Here is a 17,944-nt window from a genome sequence, read left to right as displayed (position 1 = left end):
AAAAATAGGGGTGTTGTGGATTGGTAAAGGGAATTGGAAGTTGGCTTGTCAAACATTGTAAGGTTCGGCCGGACAGACTTGCGGTGGTTTATAACGAGAAGCGGTTTACCTACGCACAGTTTAATGAACGGGTTAACCGGCTTGCAAATGCCCTGCTTGGGTTGGGGGTCAGGAAGGGGGACCGGGTCGACGCGCTGCTGTTGAACACGAATGAAATGCTCGAAGCAGTGTTTGCCTGTGCTAAAATTGGGGCCATCTTTGTACCGATTAACTTCCGCCTGAGTGTGGAGGAGGTTCTTTATATTGTCAATGACTCGAGGGCCTACCATTTTATGTATGATTTTCGGATGAGGCCGCTGGTTGACCAACTGCGGACAAAAGACACCTGTTTGTTGCAATATATTCACGTCGGAACCCAGCCTCATGAAGCTGATTTGCCATACGAAAATCTACTTGAGAATGCATCTCCAGAGGAACCTGGTTATGATATCGCGCTCGATGATATTCATTTAATGATGTATACATCTGGTACAACTGGGAGGCCAAAAGGCGCGCTGCTGAGTCACGGTAATACCCAGTGGAATGCGATCAACTTTATTCATAATACCCCTGTGGATTATACGGATATCACGCTGGCGGCAGCACCGATGTTCCATATTGGCGGCATGAGCGTGTTCACCCTGCCGTTGGTTTATAAGGGCGGGGCCAACATTTTGATTGACATCTTTGACCCTGTGAAGATTTTACAAAAAGTCAATGATGAACAGGTGACGTCTTTGTTCCTTGTCCCAGCCATGTGGCAGGCGTTAATGAGCGTTCCCAATTTTGAGGCGTATGATATTTCTTCGCTCCAGTTTGCTGTCTCCGGTGGGGCTCCGTGTCCGATTACGGTGATTGAATTTTTCCAAAAGCGGGGGATTCCATTTTATGAAGGGTTCGGCCTGACGGAAACGGCGCCGTTTGTCAGCATTCTGGATAAGGAAAATACGATCCGCAAAAACGGCTCGGTAGGTAAGGAGCCGATGCATACGACAGTCCGGATTGTCGATCCGCTTGACCGGGATGTGAGGCCAGGCGAGGTGGGTGAGTTGATTGTCAATGGACCGAATGTCATGGTTGGCTACTGGAACAAGCCGGAAGCAACAAAAGAGGCAATTAAAAACGGGTGGTTCTATACTGGCGACCTGGCTAAATTTGATGAGGAGGGCTTTATTTACATCGTCGACCGCAAGAAGGACATGATTATTACCGGCGGGGAAAACGTCTATCCGATTGAAATTGAGCAGGTCCTGTTTCGCCATCCAAATATTCGCGAAGCCGCGATCATCGGTTACCCGGATGAAAAATGGGGCGAGTCGATTAAAGCGGTGGTCGCGTTAAAGGACGACAGCCAGCCGCTGACGGTGATAGATTTGGAGAAGTTCCTTGATGGAAAAATCGCCCGGTTTAAAATGCCGAAGATGGTGGAGATTGTGTCGGCACTGCCACGGAATGCCACCGGAAAAATTTTAAAAACCGTGTTGAGAAAGGGGAATACTAATGTACGATAAGTATTTTGAATACTTTGAAAAAGGCGAGAAGTGGAAGTCCCGGGGCCGGACCATCACCGAGACCGACCTTGTCATGTTTTCCGCACTGACCGGTGATTATTACCCGCTCCACACGGATATCGAATTTGCCAAGCAGTCCTTTTTTAAGCAGAGGATTGCCCATGGCATGCTTGTCCTCTCCTTCGGGGTGGGTCTGACCAAAATGGAACCTGGCATTGTGATTGCCAATTACGGAATTGATAAGCTTCGGTTTATCCAACCCGTATTTATAAACGATACGATTCATGTCGAACTCGAAGTGATTGACCTTGAGGATAAAGGGAATGGAACAGGCGTTGTGACCGTTAAGCAGTCCACCGTCAAGCAAACGGGGGAAACGTGCATTGTTGGGATTTCTAAAGCTTTGATAAAAAAAGAAAACATTTAGCGAAAAATCGGGTGGCTCTCAGTAGGCCACCCGATTTTCTAAAATTGGTACTTATAATAGTCCTGCGAATGATAGCTCTTAAATCCACATGATTCATAGAGTCCTAGGGCATGGGCATTCTTCGCCTCTACCTCGAGAAAAATTGGCAGTCCTTTTTCATGCTCCATCATGACCACTTTTGATAGCGCTTTGCGGCCGATACCCTTGCCCTGCAGTTCTGGGAAAACAGCAAATCCGAAAATCCACGCTTCTCCATTCGATTCGGCGACACGGATTTTCCCGGCTATTTTTCCATCTACTTCAATAATCAGCATTGCGTCAGTCCGAGAATCCCACAGCATGCCTTCAACTTCGCGTGCATCTTCCTCTTTTATCCCGAAGCATAACACCTCAAGCTGAATTTTCGCCTCGAAATCCTCTTGTGAAACGGCCGGCCTTACAATGATTGCCGGATCCACTATTAACTCCTTTTGCTGCCATTGCATTTGGTATTCCGCAACGTGAAACTCACAAGGCATATTTTTAAAAAATTCCTTTGCCGATTGCGAACCTGTTGGCGCATTTAACAGAATCACTTCTGCTCCCTGTTTCTTCGCTTCCTCAATGCCCTTTTCAAGCAATCCAGTGAAAATTCCCTTGCGGCGATAGTCCGGGTGGACCATTCCGCAAATTTCCACCTTACTTCCAAACCCATAACAGCCGAGAAAACCGACAAGCTGCCCATCCTGATAATGAAAAAAGTCTTCCATGCGGTTTTCGGACCGATTTGCCAGCATATCATCATTCAGCTTTAGCTGAAATCCGCCATCTTTCTCACAAATCTCTTGAAGCGACTTAATTTCTTGAAGTTGTTTCTCTGTCAGCATGTACCCACCCCATTTTAAAATTCTTTAATATTTTCTCCAACAAACACGTTTTTTCCTTCTTTTGAAGAATTAGGATTATAAAAATTATGTCAAATAAGATATAATAGTGTTCGAATACATATTTATGGAGGCAGAAACGTGTCGTATCAACTAAAAAAAGGTTTTAAGATGTTTACCTTAAATTCAAATCGTGAGTTGGCTAAAGAAATGGCAGCGCTGTTAGGCTGTGAATTGGGAAATTGCTCCGTGAAGCACTTTAGTGACGGCGAAGTTCAAATTTCAATCGAAGAAAGTGTCCGAGGCAGCGAGGTATTTCTCGTCCAATCCACTTCACAACCAAGCAACGAACACATTATGGAGCTTCTCATTATGATTGATGCGCTTAAACGTGCCTCAGCCCAGACAATAAACGTTGTAATGCCGTACTTCAGCTATGCGCGCCAAGACCGAAAAGCTAGGTCGCGTGAGCCGATTACCGCCAAACTCATTGCCAATCTTTTGGAGACGGCAGGCGCTCACAGGGTGCTGACCCTAGACTTTCATGCACCACAGACCCAAGGGTTTTTTGATATACCAGTGGAACATTTGACAGGACTTCCAATCCTCTCGGAGTATTTTGAGAAAAAAGCATTGGATAATGTTGTTGTTGTTTCGCCGCATAATGGAGGAGTGACCAGGGCAAGAAAATTGGCTGGGGTATTACATGCTCCGATCGCTTTGATTGACCGGCGCCGTCCAGAACACGATGAGTCGGATATCATGCATATTATCGGTAATATTGAAGGGAAAAATTGTATTATTGTTGATGATTTAATTGATACTGCCGGTACAATTACGTCTGGTGCCCAAGCCTTGATGGAGAAGGGGGCAAAGGCCGTTTATGCCTGCTGCACACACCCTGTCCTATCAGGGCCGGCCATTGACAGGATCGAAGCGTCTGCCCTGCAGGAATTAGTGGTTACCAACACGATTCCATTGCCGGAAGAATATCCTAATGGAAAAATCAAGGTCTTATCAGTTGCACCATTGCTTACCGAAGCAATTGACCGTGTCCATAATGAAAAAGCGGTAAGTCCATTATTCGAATAGAATGAAAATATCCACCTGAGCTTATGCACGGCTTAGGTGGATTTTTTAAAAAGAAAATTTGGAATATTTTTATTATACTTAAATACAAATAAAAATATTGTGAGATATTTAAATATTCTTTATAATACAACTACAATTGTAAAAGTAGGTTAAAAGAGAAAAATGATAATATTATTCAAACGGGGGGACTTCTATGAAAAATCTTTTGAAAAAATGGAATCAAATTAGCCTGGTCAAACAAATCGCTATTGGTTTGATAATTGGTATTATTTTAACTGTGGCGGTTCCAGCAGCGGCTCAGCCATTGGTTATTTTCGGTTCTTTGTTTGTTGGGGCCTTAAAAGCGGTCGCCCCGGTATTGGTGTTCTTCCTAGTTATGGCGGCCATCGCACAACATAAAAGCGGTCACCAAACGAATATGAAATCCATTATTTCCCTATATCTTATAGGCACCTTTTTAGCAGGATTGATCGCTGTTATTGTCAGCTTTATGTTCCCTGTTAGCTTATCACTTGCAAAAGGGGCTGAGGGTGTATCAGCCCCAGGCGGTGTTGTCGAGGTTCTAAAAACGTTACTTATGAACGTTGTCGATAACCCGGTAAAAGCGATTTACAATGCCAACTATATCGGTATTTTGACCTGGGCAATCGTCCTTGGATTTGCCTTAAGAAATGTTCCCGATACGACAAAGACTGTGATTACCAATTTTTCTGATGCCGTTTCCAAAGTCGTTACATGGGTAATCAAGTTTGCCCCGCTTGGGATTATGGGTCTTGTCATTGAATCTATAACAACTAATGGGCTTGAGTCTCTCTTAAGCTATGGCAAGTTATTGGTCGTGTTGATTGGTTGCATGCTATTTGTGGCTCTAGTCATCAATCCAATCATCGTCTACACACAAATTCGCCAAAACCCTTATCCACTTGTGTTCATGTGTTTAAAAGAAAGTGGCATTACTGCATTTTTTACACGGAGCTCGGCGGCGAATATTCCTGTAAATATGAAATTAGCCGAAAAATTACAATTGGATAAGGATACTTATTCTATATCGATTCCATTAGGTGCGACCATCAATATGGCCGGTGCGGCGGTGACAATATCAGTTTTAACATTGGCAGCGGTTCATACTCTAGAAATTACAGTGGATATTCCGACAGCCATCATCCTGAGCGTGTTATCGGCAGTGTGTGCTTGCGGGGCGTCTGGTGTTGCCGGCGGTTCCTTATTATTAATCCCTCTTGCAGCCAGCTTATTCGGTATCCCGAATGATGTGGCAATGCAAATAGTAGGGGTAGGATTTATCATCGGTGTCTTACAAGATTCCTTTGAAACGGCGCTTAACTCTTCAACCGACGTACTATTTACAGCAGCAGCAGAGTTTAAAAAATGGCGTAAAGACGGCAAAAAAATTGAAATTCGAAAAGCAGCATAACATACAAAACAAGCCCTCAATTTCGTGATTGAGGGCTTTCTAATGTTCCACATTACCAGAAAAATGGAAATCCGATACCAAAACCAACAAACGGAAAGAAAACAGGCGGTCTAAAAAATGGTCCTGGGCCCCAAAAACCGAATCCGTATCCTTCGGAGGGCTGGTGAGTACTTAATTCCTCAATCTCAAGCCCATCTTTTCTGACATTTGCAACTCGGCCGATGACCATCTCTCCCTCTTTATTTCTATACTGAATCACTTTTCCCTTCAACCGTTGAGCATTTTGATAATTTAACTCCATCAAGAAAGCCTCCTTAAACTGGACTTGCTATAGAATATGAAGGCTGTCCCCTTTGTGTATAGGCGATTGACAGCTGCTTCTTTAATAAAAATTTCCCCAACCAGTGTCGTTTTAAAGGGAGGAACCTACGTCTCAATGGAAACTGCTGATGTCGTGTTAATGGCGGATCGGTTACTACAACTGTCGCATGCCTACTCGTTAGCAAAGGCGACCCTCCGCAATATCAAGCAAAACATGTTTTTCGCCGTCGGAATTGTCTTCCTGTTATTGGCGGGGTTCTTATTAGGTTCGGTTCATCTGGCATCCGGCATGTTTATCGACGAAGCAAGCGTCCTCTTGGTCATCTTGAATGCGATGCGCTTGATTAGATTTAACCATCGCAGAAAAAAGGCTCTAAGTGTGGGTCAGACCGCACCCAGATTTTAAAAAGAAGGCTGGACTATTTTTTCAAAAAAGACGAAAAAATTTTAACCGAGTTTTCTAAGCGATTGGAGCAGTCCGAAAAGCAAACGGCCCGTTTTGCTACAGAAAAAGTAGAAACGCGGCTAGCCCTATTTTTGGCAGAATGCTTGGATTATGAGGTCAGTCCAACCGAAATAACATTGCCATTGAGCAAGAAGGAGCTGGCATCCTATTTGGGAACAACGCCGGAAACGATAAGCCGAAAGCTGACTGATTTTGAATCAGCAGGCATGATCAAACAAAGACCACACAGAAAAATTGAAATATTGAACCTGGATGAGCTGTTGCTATTGTAAACCTATCAAACTAAAAGCCGGATACCAAACACTAATGGTATCCGCCTTTTTTATGTCCGGGATAATTCATAAAGGTTATTCATAGACTAAATCAATAGTCTCCATTAGAAGAAAGGAGCCAATTATGAAAATAACAAATTACTCATCGATTGCCGATAAATATGACAAAAACCAATATCGAAGTGAGGAAATCAGATTTGACCAAGATTTGAGAGAATATATCGATAACCATCAGCAATCAGAATACCATGTATTAGATTTATCGTGCGGCACCGGGCTATATCTAGTAAAGCAAATGAAGGCATTTGTCGATTACCCGATTCGATGGCACGGGATTGATGCATCGGAGGCAATGTTAACGAAGGCAAAGGAAAAGATCGACCAGGCCATATTTGTCAAAGGCTATGCTGAAAATATGCCATATCAGCCTGGAACATTTGATTTCATTTCCAATAATTATGCCTTTCACCATTATGGTAAAAAAGAGCAGGCCTTGAAGGAAATTGAACGGGTTTTAAGAATTGGCGGCATATATAAATATCATAATATTGCAATTCATGATATGACCAAATGGTGGGTTTATCATTACTTTCCGTCCGCCCATTATGAAGACCTGAAACGGTTTTGGAATAAAGAAGTTCTCTTTCATGAACTGACTGCAAGGGGCTTCCAAGCTAATTTAAAAATAGAGTACAAAATGGAAGAATTAAAGGTTGCCGATTATCTGCATTTCGCCGAAAACAGGGATATATCCGTGTTAACATTGATAAATGATTCTGACTATCATGAAGGGTTGGAAAGAATGAGATTCGATGTAAACAAGAACCCAGAAAAAACTATACCGACAGATTTTGCAGAAATGTTTTGTATCGCCCAAAAAATATAGACAGAGTCTGACACTATGATCCCCGCATACTGTATGTGGGGATTTTTATTTAATCTTCAAAAACAAAGACCCGATATGATAGGTCTATCCGACCAATTAAAATAAACAATTCGGTATAGGTTTAAATTATCAGAATATATATTTTAATATGGACAACCATCTAAAATCATGCAAGGAGGTGGGTTTTTGACCGGTTCCGTACTTGAGGTGAAAGATTTGCGTACTTCATTTTTTACACCAGATGGGGAAATCCCGGCGGTGGATGGGGTGAAGTTTCATTTGAAAGAAGGGGAAATTTTGGGCATTGTCGGTGAATCAGGGTGTGGGAAAAGTGTGACATCCTTATCCATTATGGGACTTGTTCCAGCGCAGAACGGGAAAATTGTTGGCGGCGAAATCCTGTTCAGAAATGAAGATTTAACCAAGGTTTCAGCTAAACGGATGAGGGAAATACGCGGGAACGACATCGCCATGATCTATCAGGAACCGATGTCTTCACTCAACCCAGTGTTTACAATTGGAAACCAGTTAATGGAGGCGATTCGAACTCATGCCAAAATGTCCAAACAGGAAGCGCTGAAAATGGCTGTTGATATATTAAAACGGGTGGGACTGCCGAGGGCCGAGGAACTGATTCATTCCTATCCCCATCAATTATCTGGGGGAATGTGCCAGCGCGTGATGATCGCCATGGCTTTAGTCTGTGAGCCTCAGGTATTGATTGCTGATGAACCGACAACAGCTCTTGATGTAACGATTCAGGCACAAATACTCGACTTGATGAAAAAGCTTAATGAGGAACTAAAAACTTCAATTATTTTAATTACGCATGATTTGGGGGTTGTTGCCGAGGTTTGTGACCGGGTAGCTGTTATGTATGCCGGAAAAATTGTCGAGGAAGGCTTTGTAAACGATATTTTTCAACTGCCGAAGCACCCCTATACCATCGGCCTGATTAAATCAATTCCGGATGTCAGATTCAAAAAGAGGAAACTTTATTCCATTCCAGGCTCGGTTCCAAAGCCTGGCACCTTAAAGCAGGGCTGCCTGTTTGCGCCAAGATGTCTGCATGCTTTTGACAGATGCCACAAAGCCACGCCGGAGATGGTCGCGGCCTCTCCGTCACATGGTGTACGCTGTTTTCTTCATGCCAGTCAGGAGGAGGGCCAATATGGCGGAAACCTTATTAAAAGTTGACAATCTAAAAAAATACTTTCCGATTTCCGGAGGGGTATTCGGCCGAAAAGTCGGTGATGTAAAGGCCGTGGATGATGTTTCGTTTTCTCTCGAAAAAGGAGAAACGTTCGGTCTTGTCGGCGAGTCGGGCTGCGGCAAGTCAACGACAGGGCGGATGCTTTTGAGATTGATAGAGCCAACTGAAGGCAGCATCCAATTTAATGGCATCTCTTTGACGGCCTTATCCAGAAAGGATATGCGGAAAATCCGAAAGGATATCCAAATGATTTTTCAGGATCCGTTTGGTTCGCTTAATCCGCGCTATACAATCCAACAAATTATTGAACAGCCATTAAAGGTTCACGGGATGTCTGATTCTAAAGAAAGAAAGCAGAAGGTTCAAGAACTGTTAGAAACTGTCGGTCTCGATACTTATGCCGCTTTACGCTACCCGCATCAATTTAGCGGCGGCCAGCGGCAAAGGATTGGCATTGCACGTGCCCTTGCCGTCCGACCTAAACTGATTGTAGCCGATGAGCCCGTATCCGCACTTGATGTCTCCATCCAATCACAGGTTTTAAATCTCTTGCAAGAGCTCCAGGAACAATTCCATCTCACCTATGTATTTATCTCCCATGATTTAGGGGTCATTCGGCATATAAGCGACCGGGTAGGGGTGATGTATCTTGGCCGGCTTGTGGAAATAGCCACTAGTGACCAGCTTTATGAAAATCCAAAACATCCCTATACAAAAGCACTGCTTTCGGCGGTTCCAGTTCCCGATCCGGTTAACAAATCGGAGCGCATCATTTTACGCGGTGATGTGCCAAATCCGGCCAATCCGCCTCTAGGCTGCGCTTTTCATACGAGATGTCCTTTGGCAAAGGACATTTGCCGACAAGTCCGGCCCGAGTTGGCTACCGATGAATCAGGACATTCGGTTGCTTGCCATCTGGTATGAAAAGAGTAAATGCAATATAGGATGAACATATAAGAAAAATAGATAACTAGATTGGTGGTTTTTATGGAATGAAACGAAAAAAGTTCAAACTAATCGCCTTTGATTTGGGCTATACACTTGCCTATAACCGAAGGGAAGAATATTACATGAAGTTTTTAGAACAAGAAGGCGTGTCGATTCCCAGGAAAAAGGTAGATATGGCCTATCACTTGGCCGACAAAACATTTATGCGAGAGTTTCACGGAGTACTGGGCCGCCCAAGGGAAACCTATATGCCGTGGTATATCGGACTGGTTAACTATTTTTTGAATAAAAAATTTGACATTCTGAAACAAGTAAACTTCATTTACGAACAGAGCAACGAAGTGACCGATTACTGGCAGCCGTTTCCCTGGACAGTAAAGGTACTGGAAACGCTTAAAAACCAGGGTTATCGATTGGCGTTATTATCCAATTGGGATTTAAGCTGCCGGGCAGTTCTTAAACAAATAGGAGTCTATGATTACTTCGAGCATATACTCGTTTCGTCAGAAGTGCAGATCAGCAAACCGGATGCCCGCATATTTCAAAAATTGATAGAGCTTTCGGATTGTCGCCCCGACGAAATTCTTTACGTTGGCGACAATTATTACGATGATGTGATCGGTGCAAGGAAGGCAGGCATTGATACTGTTCTAATCAATCGGTTTGGCGGGGAGGGAATTGATGAAATCGATTATGAACCGTTGGTAGAAGACACGTTTGGGCTGATTGAATGGCTGGTATCGGGGATGTTGAAAAATAATATGAAACCTTAAGGGGTGGAAAAGATTTATGGCGAAACGGTCCATCATCTTCATTTGTTTATTGATTATGAGCCTTGTTGTAAGTGCTTGTTCAGGTAAAGAGGAAAAAAAGCCGTCTAAAACGCAGGAGGATATCCGGGAAATCAGCGTGCGTATCAACAGTGATCCGGATTTTCTGGATCCCCATAAGGCAAAGGCTTCCCTGACTTTCCGGGTGATGTTAAACGTGTTTGAAGGTTTGTTTAACCCGCTTCCGGATGGCAGCATCGAACCGGCGATTGCCGAAACCTATGAGGTATCTGATGATGGCCTCGTTTATACGTTCAAAATACGGAATGGCGTGCAATTCCATAATGGCAATGCCGTTGCGGCCAACGATGTAAAATACTCGTTTGAACGGATTATGGGTACGAAAACAGGAGAGCCGCTATCCTCAGATTTCAACGTGATTCAAGCCATTGAAACACCGGATGATAAAACGGTGGTCATGAAATTAAAACAACCAGATTCCTCCTTCTTATATCGGTTAACGGCCAATCAATCAGCAATAATTCCAGAAAGCAATGATGCCGACCAAAATACGAAGCCAATCGGCACCGGACCGTTTCAATTTGTTGAATATAATCCTGAAAACAATCTAATAATCGAAAAAAATAAGGATTATTGGAAAAAAGGAAAGCCATACCTAGATAAAGTAAAATTTGTTTTCCAAACGGATAATCAGTCAGCCTTATTGAGCTTGCAAGGTGGCCAAGTCGATATCACTGATGTTCCGGCCCATAAAATCTCAGAACTTGAGAAGGATTTTTCGATTATTAAACAGGATAATAACTCCGTCTTCCTGTTAGGGTTTAACCATGATAAAAAGCCATTTTCGGATGTGCGGGTCCGTCAGGCCATCAACTATGCGATTAATAAAGACGAAATTATCGAGGCAACTTTCTCCGGTTTGGCAACCAAATTGGGTTCTAACATGAGTCCGGCAATGGGATCTTTCTATAAAGAAGGACTTGACAACCACTATAAGCCGGATGTGGATAAAGCCAAGAAACTGCTTGCTGAAGCGGGGTACCCGGATGGATTTTCGACAACACTGACCGTATCTTCGCACAATGAAATCTATTCGAATGCCGCCCAGGTTGCCGTAGAGCAGCTGAAGAAGGTTGGAATCACTGCCGAGATTAAGGTGATTGAATGGGCGAAATGGCTCGAGGATGTTTATGGTAAAAAGGATTACGATATGACGCTAATTGATTTTACAGGAAAGCTTGACCCATTCAAAGTTTTAGGACGATATGTATCAGATAACAAAGGCAGCAACCTGGTAAATTTTAATAACCCTGAATATGACAAGCTCATGGCGGATGTCATTGCAGAAAAAGATGAAGCGAAACAAATTGACCTTTATAAACAGGCCCAGGAAATTTTAACGGAAGAGGCCGCGGCTGTGTTTATTGCCGATTTCCAAACGCCATGGGCACTGAACCCTAAATTGGAAGGGTTTAAAACTTACCCTATCTTCTACATGGATATGTCGGAAATTAGGCCGAAAAAGTAAGTCGCAATAGTCAGGGTTATCCGACCTTCAGCGCGGATAGCCCTGACATTTACAAGTATGAATGCCAATCATCCTGTTCATTTTTTTTCGTTATTAATGGCAGTTGGCCATGAAGGGAGTGATAGGGGTTGACCTATATCATTCGCAGATTTATTTTGTTGTTCGTTACCCTTATATTTATTTCTGTTATCACCTTTCTTGTCTTTCAGATCCTTCCCGGAGATCCCGTCCGGACCATTTTAGGGCCTGAAGCGGAAGAGGTCCAAGTCGAAACACTTCGTCGTCAAATGGGACTGGACAAGCCGGCCCATGTTCAGTACCTCAATCTTGTCCAAGGATTTTTTCAGGGTGATATGGGGGATTCAATCAGATTTTCCCGGCCTGTTACCAGTCTGATTATGGAACGGCTGCCCATCACGATTTCGTTGGCCATGTTTTCTCTTATCATTGTGATTTTCGTGGCGATTCCGCTGGGTATTTTTACAGCCAGGAGGGAAAACAAATGGAGCGATTTCCTGCTCTCGTCGTTTACCCAGCTAGGAATGGCAATCCCGACGTTTTTTGTGGGAATGATGTTAATCCTGTTTATCGGGATGACGTTTTCCTTTTTTTCGACCGGCGGTTATGTTCCTTGGAGTGAAAGTGTGGCTGGAGCCATTGGTTCATTGGCTCTTCCCGCGCTCACCATCGCCCTGCCGCAAATCGCCATCAGCTTTCGTTATGCAAGAAATGCAATCTTGGAGCAGTCAAAGCTCGACTACGTACGTACAGCCCGCGGCAAAGGACTTACCGAAGCGGTTGTTGTTTATAAACATGTCCTAAAAAATTCAATGATCCCGGTATTAACAGTATTCGGGCTGATTTTGGCCGAAGTTATTGCCGGTACGATTGTCGTCGAACAGGTTTTTTCACTGCCGGGCATTGGGCGTCTGTTAATTACGGCAGTTAGTTACCGCGATTTCCCTGTCGTCCAGGGAATTGTGCTGTATATTGCGTTTGTTGTGGTATTAATCAATTTTATCGTGGATATCCTCTACACAGTCCTTGATCCAAGAATCAGACTGAAGGAGTGAGAGGAGGACGGATGATGAGTGGAAGGAAGAAACGAAAAAATTTAAATCTAATATTTGGCTTGGTCATTTTGCTATTCTTTTTCATTGTCATGCTTATCAGCTTTTTCTATACACCCTATGATGTCAATGCGATTGCGGTCAGCAAAAAATTGCAGGCCCCGAGCGCTGCCCATTGGTTTGGAACGGACACGTTTGGGCGGGATATTTTAAGCAGGATCATGGCTGGGACGCAAACCGCCTTTTTTGTCGGAGCGATTGTGGTGACAATGGGTATTGTATTTGGCACAATCATTGGTGGAATTGCAGGTTACCTAGGCGGCTGGATTGATGAGTTGATTATGCGGGCAGTCGACGGGTTAATGGCGTTTCCGGGTATTATTCTGGCGATTATGATTGTTGCTGTCTTCGGAACGGGAATCGTCAATACCGCGATTGCTTTGGGAATCCTGGCAACTCCGGGCATCGCTAGAATCGCCCGCAGCGGATTTATCCAAAACAAAGAGCTTGAATATGTTGCCGCGGCAAAGGCCATTGGCGTTCATCCGATGAAAATCATTTTCCGGGAGATTTTGCCGAATATATATTCTCCGCTGATTGTCGCCGCCTCTGTTGCATTCGCCATTGCTTTGCTGGCAGAAGCGTCACTGAGTTATTTGGGATTAGGGGTGCAGCCGCCCGACCCAAGCTTGGGGAGAATGCTAAAAGAATCACAGGAATATTTGACATCCAGCCCATGGTTCACCTTGGCGCCCGGTTTAACAATTACGTTACTGGTTCTCGGCTTTTATATGCTGAGTAACGGAATCCGCGACCTAACCGATCATCGATCAAAATGATATAATAAACTGGAGGTTAGTTAAATTCATTACGAATGGCGGGACATCTGTGGAAAACGAATTGTTAAAAATATTTGATGAACAGTGGAATCATATTGGGGAGGCGACACGTACTGAGGTGCACCGATTGGGCCTTTGGCATGAAGCCTTTCACTGTTGGTTTATAGGTAAGGAGAATGACAGCGTTTATATCTATCTTCAACTGCGCAGCGAGAAAAAAGATTTTTATCCTAACCTATTGGACATTACCGCTGCCGGTCATTTGTTGGCACATGAAACGGTTGCTGATGGGGTAAGGGAGATAAACGAAGAGATAGGGATCGATGTGACACTGGAAGAATTGATCCCGCTTGGAGTCGTTCCATATTGTGTTGAAAAAGAAAACATCATTGATAAAGAAATGGCTCATGTTTATCTTTATGAGACTAATCATTCTTTCGCTGATTTTGTCCTGCAGGAGGAAGAAGTGACAGGAATGGTAAGAGTACCATTTTATTCGTTTTATGACCTTTGGCTTGGAAACACTGAGCAGGTGTTAATTGAAGGATTTAAAATTGGAACGGATGGACGGAGAGTTACCATTTTAGCAGAAGCTGGTAAAGAAAAATTTGTCCAGCATGTTCCTTCATACTATGAAAAAGTGTTGGAAGGAATAAAGCGCCATCTTTGCAAATAAAAAATGTGCCGGGCACTGTCCAAATAATTGGGTGGCAGCCAGGCTTTTTTATTTTCAGAAAATATTTGAAATTCTATCTCCAATCATTCCTTATCTAGTATAATTAAAGGGTATACCATATAAAAAGGGAGTGGAAGGCTTGGCCATTACTGATTTTACCGCCACAGAATTAGGAAAACTGATCAAACAAAAGGAACTTTCCCCAGTCGAAGTGGTTGAGGCTTTTTTAAACCGCATTGAAACTCATAATTCAAAATGGAATGCGTTTGTTACGATCAATGAGCATGCCATGGAGGAAGCAAAGTTAGCTGAGGAAGCTGTTGTGAAGGGGGAAGTGCTAGGCAAACTTCACGGTATTCCCATCGCCATCAAGGATTTGACCCCAACAAAAGGAATTTTGACTACATATGGATCCCCACTTTATAAAGACTACATCCCTGATTATGATCCTACTTTTTTAAAAAGAATCAAAGCTGCCGGAGGCATTGTCTTAGGCAAAACGAATACACCGGAATTTGGTCACAAGGGTATTACTGACAACCCTTTGTTTGGCGTCACGAAAAATCCATGGAATGAAGCTTTGACTCCGGGAGGCTCCAGTGGTGGTTCGGCAGTTGCGGTTGCCGCTAAACTAGCTCCTTTTGCTGAAGGAAGTGATGGGGGCGGGTCGATTCGAATCCCTGCCGCGCTAACGGGTATTTTTGGATTCAAACCAACGTTTGGTGTCGTTCCTCATGAAGATCGTGATAATTTATTTGGATCAGAACATCCATATTTGCATAATGGACCAATGACAAGAACTACCGAGGACGCTGCATTGCTATTCTCTGTTATGCAGGGTTTTGATACGAATAACCCTGGCGTCACCCCTGATTTAGGCGAAGATTTCATGGAGTTAAACCGGGATATGAAGGGGTTAAAAATTGCCTATACCCGTAATTTTGGACTTTACGAAATTTCAGAAGATGTGGCTCAGGTTATTAATCAATCAGTACAGCATTTTTCCGATTTAGGCTGCGACGTTAACGAGATTGATATGGACCTTGGTGTCAGCCAAAAGGACCTTGCCTGGACCTTTTCAGGTTTGTGGTGTGTGAAGTTTGCGGCCAGTTATGGTGAATTGTATGATAAAGACCCGGAGAGCTTCTCTGATGGAATGGCGAAAATGATTTATATCGGCAGAAAATACAGTGCTGTAGAATATAAGGCTCTTGAAATAAAACGAACGATTATCTGGAAAAAAGTTCAGGCTGTGCTGAACGAATACGATTTGCTGGTTTCCCCGACGCTTGCTGTTACAGCATTTGACCATCAATTGGCTGGCCCGTCAACGATAAATGGAAAAAGCATCAACCCTGCTACCGATTGGATGCTGACACAAATCTATAACCTGACAGGTCATCCCGCCGCCTCAATGCCTGTGGGGTTGACTAAAAGCGGACTTCCCGTCGGACTGCAGGTCGCTGGAAACCGATTTGCTGATAAACTGGTATTAGAAGCCTGCCATACATATGAAAAGGCTTTCCAAACGTATATGGAACCAACCTATCTATAAAAACACAAAGATACTAGAAAGCGATTATGCTTTCTAGTATCTTTTTTAATATTCGCCTAACAAAATACCCTCAATGTCCTCCAAAATCTTGTCCGCCCACTCTTTAAGAACTACTATTTCCGTTGCCGCAAGCGGGTGGGGGAAGACGGCAAATGGATAGTCCGGAATCCCATGGGCAACGGTCATCGCTTTGCTTGAGGCAATAAACGGTTCCGTGCTTATGACAGCAGTCGGAACACCATGTTTTTCCAATATAATCCCATCGAGCAAACTGCCCGAGCTGCAGGACCCTCAGTCACCGACTCCGGATATGATAAAATCACATTGCTGAGCTAAATTTGAAGCCTCTGCGTCCGTTAGCCCGTGGGAAAAAGAAGTTTTTTTATAATGAATGACATCTTGCAATCGATATTTTTGTTCAAGGCGCTCTGCAATATATTGAATGACGGTATCTGAGTTCTTTTTTCCGTTATCGACTAAGCCGATTACACTTCCTTCAATAGGTTTGTCCCTTTTGGCCATCCGCAGTTCCTTCAAACTGGGGCCAGAGGTAGGATTGTAAATAATTAAACCCAAATTCTATTCATCCTTTCTTAAAGAATCTATGAACCAATCACCGATTGGTCAGGAGCACTCGTGTCAGGTAAATCCAGTTGCAGCTTTTACAGCCTTCGTGACGGCTCTGGATTGTTTATAGCTAAACCATCCCGGCATACAGGCCGAAAATCTTCCAGCCTCGCCGCCGGCCACCATTAACAGAATATGTTCGCGGGAAGGGACAGCATATTTGAATAAATGTTCATCGCCCAACGCAACAGGCGCATCAATGATCCCGCCATTTTTCATATCAATAATCGACCTTTTGGCATTTTCATAAAGATATTGCTGAACACTTTCTTTGCTCCAGCCCTCTCTATGAAGGTGGATATAATGCTCAGGACAAAGGACGACCGCCATTTCCGTTTCGCTCGCCATGTTGAATGTCCCTAGGGCACTCATTCTGTCAGCCATTGTCTTTAAAATGCCTTCACCCTTAAGCGAACCATGGTTTTGGATTTGATTCGGACCTTCGCAGGCGAAAACAGTGACCGTGCTGTCATCCTCATGAAATCCTCTTTGAACATGTAATGGTGTCCACTCTGTCTTTTTTTCAGCAAAACAAAACGTGTATTTTGCCGGTGTTCCTAGTGTAGAGCGGTCAAATTCCGGGGAGCCGCCAACATTCAACATCAATAATCTAATGGTTCGTCCAATCGTGGCATTGGCGCGATTTCCCGGTCCAAAAGCATTGGAACCGGCATTCATTCCAACTTCTTCGGTAATCGGTCCATTGACGGCAATCATAACAGCTGCTCCGTGTGTACTCGCACTTGGTCCATGCAGCCCAAATTCAGGTTCCGAAATGGCTTGAACTGCAGCCATGACAACCGGAAAATATCCTGGCAGACAACCGGCCATTACGGCATTAATCGCCACCAGTTCTGCGGTAAAGACTCTGCCACGCTCAGGAATGGAACCCACGATGGAATCCGGCTCCATATTGACGCTTCTTAGCATGTCGTAAATTCTTTCTTTGGTTGGAGGGACGATTGGCAGACCAGACCATCCGTCCAGCCTCTTTGATAAAAATATTCAATCGCGTCCAAAGTATCTCGCACTTCGATTTGTTCAGCACGAAGCATGTAGACAACCACCCCTTTCCATCTTTACTAATGTATTCTTGGAAACTGGCAGAAATCCTGTTTTTTTAGTGGAAATTAGCTGGAAAAGGAATAAAATAAAAAAGTCAGGAATCATCTTAGGATAGAGGAGAGGTTTTTTCAGTGATAAAGATTACAGCGCAGTGTTTCGGCATAAAATGGTAAAGGGTTATATTATAGAAACATTCAAAGGGAGTGAGTCACAATATTTAATCCAGCATTCATTCGTTCTCTTGTTTATGCAGGGGTCATTGCTAATGCCCTTGCTATTTTAGTGTGTTTGCTATTTAGAGAATATCAATTCATTCCAGGAAA

Annotated in this window: 19 protein-coding genes and 1 pseudogene; 15 read left to right on the top strand and 5 right to left on the bottom strand. The window is 43.6% G+C overall.

The features are described 5' to 3' along the window. Positions 1–20: 20 nt before the first annotated feature. Both M3234_RS07380 and M3234_RS07375 read left to right on the top strand, forming a co-directional pair. Entirely contained in the window at positions 21–1,550 is a 1,530-nt protein-coding gene (locus M3234_RS07380) for an acyl-CoA synthetase (RefSeq protein ID WP_262304075.1), read from the top strand. After that, complete coding sequence (locus M3234_RS07375) at positions 1,540–1,977, top strand: MaoC/PaaZ C-terminal domain-containing protein (protein ID WP_262304074.1); 438 nt, start codon at positions 1,540–1,542, stop codon at positions 1,975–1,977. Before M3234_RS07380 ends, M3234_RS07375 begins: the two co-directional genes overlap by 11 nt. A gap of 38 nt (positions 1,978–2,015) precedes the next feature. Here the strand turns inward: M3234_RS07375 and M3234_RS07370 are convergent, their stop codons facing one another. Then, positions 2,016–2,843, bottom strand: a complete 828-nt coding sequence (locus tag M3234_RS07370; RefSeq protein ID WP_262304073.1) for a GNAT family N-acetyltransferase — start codon at positions 2,841–2,843, stop codon at positions 2,016–2,018. 138 nt (positions 2,844–2,981) lie between these two features. On the opposite strand from M3234_RS07370, the gene M3234_RS07365 reads away from it, so the two are divergent. Both M3234_RS07365 and sstT read left to right on the top strand, forming a co-directional pair. Continuing rightward, positions 2,982–3,932, top strand: coding sequence for a ribose-phosphate diphosphokinase (locus M3234_RS07365; protein WP_311315628.1), 951 nt, complete (start codon positions 2,982–2,984; stop codon positions 3,930–3,932). A 193-nt stretch (positions 3,933–4,125) separates the two neighbouring features. Next, the gene (gene sstT, locus M3234_RS07360; RefSeq protein WP_262304072.1) at positions 4,126–5,364 is read left to right on the top strand and encodes a serine/threonine transporter SstT; all 1,239 of its coding nucleotides are present in this window, start codon (positions 4,126–4,128) and stop codon (positions 5,362–5,364) included. Between the two features lie 52 nt (positions 5,365–5,416). Here the strand turns inward: sstT and M3234_RS07355 are convergent, their stop codons facing one another. Further along, entirely contained in the window at positions 5,417–5,665 is a 249-nt protein-coding gene (locus M3234_RS07355) for a hypothetical protein (RefSeq protein WP_262304071.1), read from the bottom strand. A 114-nt stretch (positions 5,666–5,779) separates the two neighbouring features. On the opposite strand from M3234_RS07355, the pseudogene M3234_RS07350 reads away from it, so the two are divergent. The 11 genes and pseudogenes from M3234_RS07350 to M3234_RS07300 all read left to right on the top strand — a co-directional run. Continuing rightward, positions 5,780–6,091 (top strand): annotated as a pseudogene (locus tag M3234_RS07350) (heavy metal translocating P-type ATPase); the annotation flags it as partial. Between the two features lie 62 nt (positions 6,092–6,153). Further along, positions 6,154–6,423, top strand: coding sequence for a helix-turn-helix domain-containing protein (locus tag M3234_RS07345; protein WP_262304070.1), 270 nt, complete (start codon positions 6,154–6,156; stop codon positions 6,421–6,423). A 124-nt stretch (positions 6,424–6,547) separates the two neighbouring features. Continuing rightward, on the top strand, positions 6,548–7,309 hold the full coding sequence (locus M3234_RS07340; RefSeq protein ID WP_262304069.1) for a class I SAM-dependent methyltransferase: 762 nt from the start codon (positions 6,548–6,550) through the stop codon (positions 7,307–7,309). 186 nt (positions 7,310–7,495) lie between these two features. Beyond that, a complete protein-coding gene (locus M3234_RS07335) occupies positions 7,496–8,506 on the top strand; it encodes an ABC transporter ATP-binding protein (RefSeq protein WP_262304068.1) in 1,011 nt (336 codons plus the stop codon). Further along, positions 8,481–9,446 carry an ABC transporter ATP-binding protein gene (locus M3234_RS07330; RefSeq protein WP_262304067.1) on the top strand — a complete coding sequence of 322 codons (966 nt, stop codon included), beginning with the start codon at positions 8,481–8,483 and terminating at the stop codon, positions 9,444–9,446. Before M3234_RS07335 ends, M3234_RS07330 begins: the two co-directional genes overlap by 26 nt. A 68-nt stretch (positions 9,447–9,514) precedes the next feature. After that, on the top strand, positions 9,515–10,243 hold the full coding sequence (locus M3234_RS07325) for an HAD family hydrolase (RefSeq protein ID WP_262304066.1): 729 nt from the start codon (positions 9,515–9,517) through the stop codon (positions 10,241–10,243). Positions 10,244–10,259: 16 nt separating this feature from the next. Next, the gene (locus M3234_RS07320; protein ID WP_262304065.1) at positions 10,260–11,789 is read left to right on the top strand and encodes an ABC transporter substrate-binding protein; all 1,530 of its coding nucleotides are present in this window, start codon (positions 10,260–10,262) and stop codon (positions 11,787–11,789) included. Between the two features lie 128 nt (positions 11,790–11,917). Continuing rightward, positions 11,918–12,862: an ABC transporter permease gene (locus M3234_RS07315; RefSeq protein WP_262304064.1), complete on the top strand. Its 945-nt coding sequence runs from the start codon at positions 11,918–11,920 to the stop codon at positions 12,860–12,862. Positions 12,863–12,873: 11 nt separating this feature from the next. Then, the gene (locus tag M3234_RS07310) at positions 12,874–13,698 is read left to right on the top strand and encodes an ABC transporter permease (RefSeq protein ID WP_262304063.1); all 825 of its coding nucleotides are present in this window, start codon (positions 12,874–12,876) and stop codon (positions 13,696–13,698) included. 49 nt (positions 13,699–13,747) lie between these two features. Continuing rightward, positions 13,748–14,374 (top strand): NUDIX hydrolase, encoded by a 627-nt coding sequence (locus M3234_RS07305; protein ID WP_262304062.1) that lies wholly within the window; start codon positions 13,748–13,750, stop codon positions 14,372–14,374. Positions 14,375–14,513: 139 nt separating this feature from the next. Further along, a complete protein-coding gene (locus M3234_RS07300) occupies positions 14,514–15,929 on the top strand; it encodes an amidase (protein WP_262304061.1) in 1,416 nt (471 codons plus the stop codon). A 45-nt stretch (positions 15,930–15,974) separates the two neighbouring features. On the opposite strand, the gene M3234_RS29235 is transcribed toward M3234_RS07300, so the two are convergent. From M3234_RS29235 to M3234_RS29230, 3 genes are all read right to left on the bottom strand, one after another. Further along, positions 15,975–16,505, bottom strand: a complete 531-nt coding sequence (locus tag M3234_RS29235) for a UGSC family (seleno)protein (RefSeq protein ID WP_285858307.1) — start codon at positions 16,503–16,505, stop codon at positions 15,975–15,977. A gap of 63 nt (positions 16,506–16,568) precedes the next feature. Further along, positions 16,569–17,486 carry a hypothetical protein gene (locus M3234_RS07285; protein WP_262304058.1) on the bottom strand — a complete coding sequence of 306 codons (918 nt, stop codon included), beginning with the start codon at positions 17,484–17,486 and terminating at the stop codon, positions 16,569–16,571. After that, entirely contained in the window at positions 17,480–17,611 is a 132-nt protein-coding gene (locus M3234_RS29230; protein WP_285858306.1) for a hypothetical protein, read from the bottom strand. Before M3234_RS29230 ends, M3234_RS07285 begins: the two co-directional genes overlap by 7 nt. Positions 17,612–17,944: the final 333 nt, after the last annotated feature.

This window comes from Neobacillus niacini (assembly GCF_023715785.1).
GTDB lineage: Bacteria > Bacillota > Bacilli > Bacillales > Cytobacillaceae > Neobacillus > Neobacillus niacini_E.
Note: the sequence above shows the minus strand (reverse complement) of the source record. Positions and strands in the feature narration are given on the sequence as shown.

Coding starts and splice junctions, on each gene's coding strand:
- M3234_RS07375 (WP_262304074.1), top strand. CDS start 1,540: ATGTACGATAAGTATTTTGAATACTTTGAAAAAGGCGAGAAGTGGAAG.
- M3234_RS07370 (WP_262304073.1), bottom strand. CDS start 2,843: ATGCTGACAGAGAAACAACTTCAAGAAATTAAGTCGCTTCAAGAGATT.
- sstT (WP_262304072.1), top strand. CDS start 4,126: ATGAAAAATCTTTTGAAAAAATGGAATCAAATTAGCCTGGTCAAACAA.
- M3234_RS07355 (WP_262304071.1), bottom strand. CDS start 5,665: ATGGAGTTAAATTATCAAAATGCTCAACGGTTGAAGGGAAAAGTGATT.
- M3234_RS07340 (WP_262304069.1), top strand. CDS start 6,548: ATGAAAATAACAAATTACTCATCGATTGCCGATAAATATGACAAAAAC.
- M3234_RS07330 (WP_262304067.1), top strand. CDS start 8,481: ATGGCGGAAACCTTATTAAAAGTTGACAATCTAAAAAAATACTTTCCG.
- M3234_RS07325 (WP_262304066.1), top strand. CDS start 9,515: ATGAAACGAAAAAAGTTCAAACTAATCGCCTTTGATTTGGGCTATACA.
- M3234_RS07320 (WP_262304065.1), top strand. CDS start 10,260: ATGGCGAAACGGTCCATCATCTTCATTTGTTTATTGATTATGAGCCTT.
- M3234_RS07310 (WP_262304063.1), top strand. CDS start 12,874: ATGATGAGTGGAAGGAAGAAACGAAAAAATTTAAATCTAATATTTGGC.
- M3234_RS07285 (WP_262304058.1), bottom strand. CDS start 17,486: ATGCTAAGAAGCGTCAATATGGAGCCGGATTCCATCGTGGGTTCCATT.
- M3234_RS29230 (WP_285858306.1), bottom strand. CDS start 17,611: ATGCTTCGTGCTGAACAAATCGAAGTGCGAGATACTTTGGACGCGATT.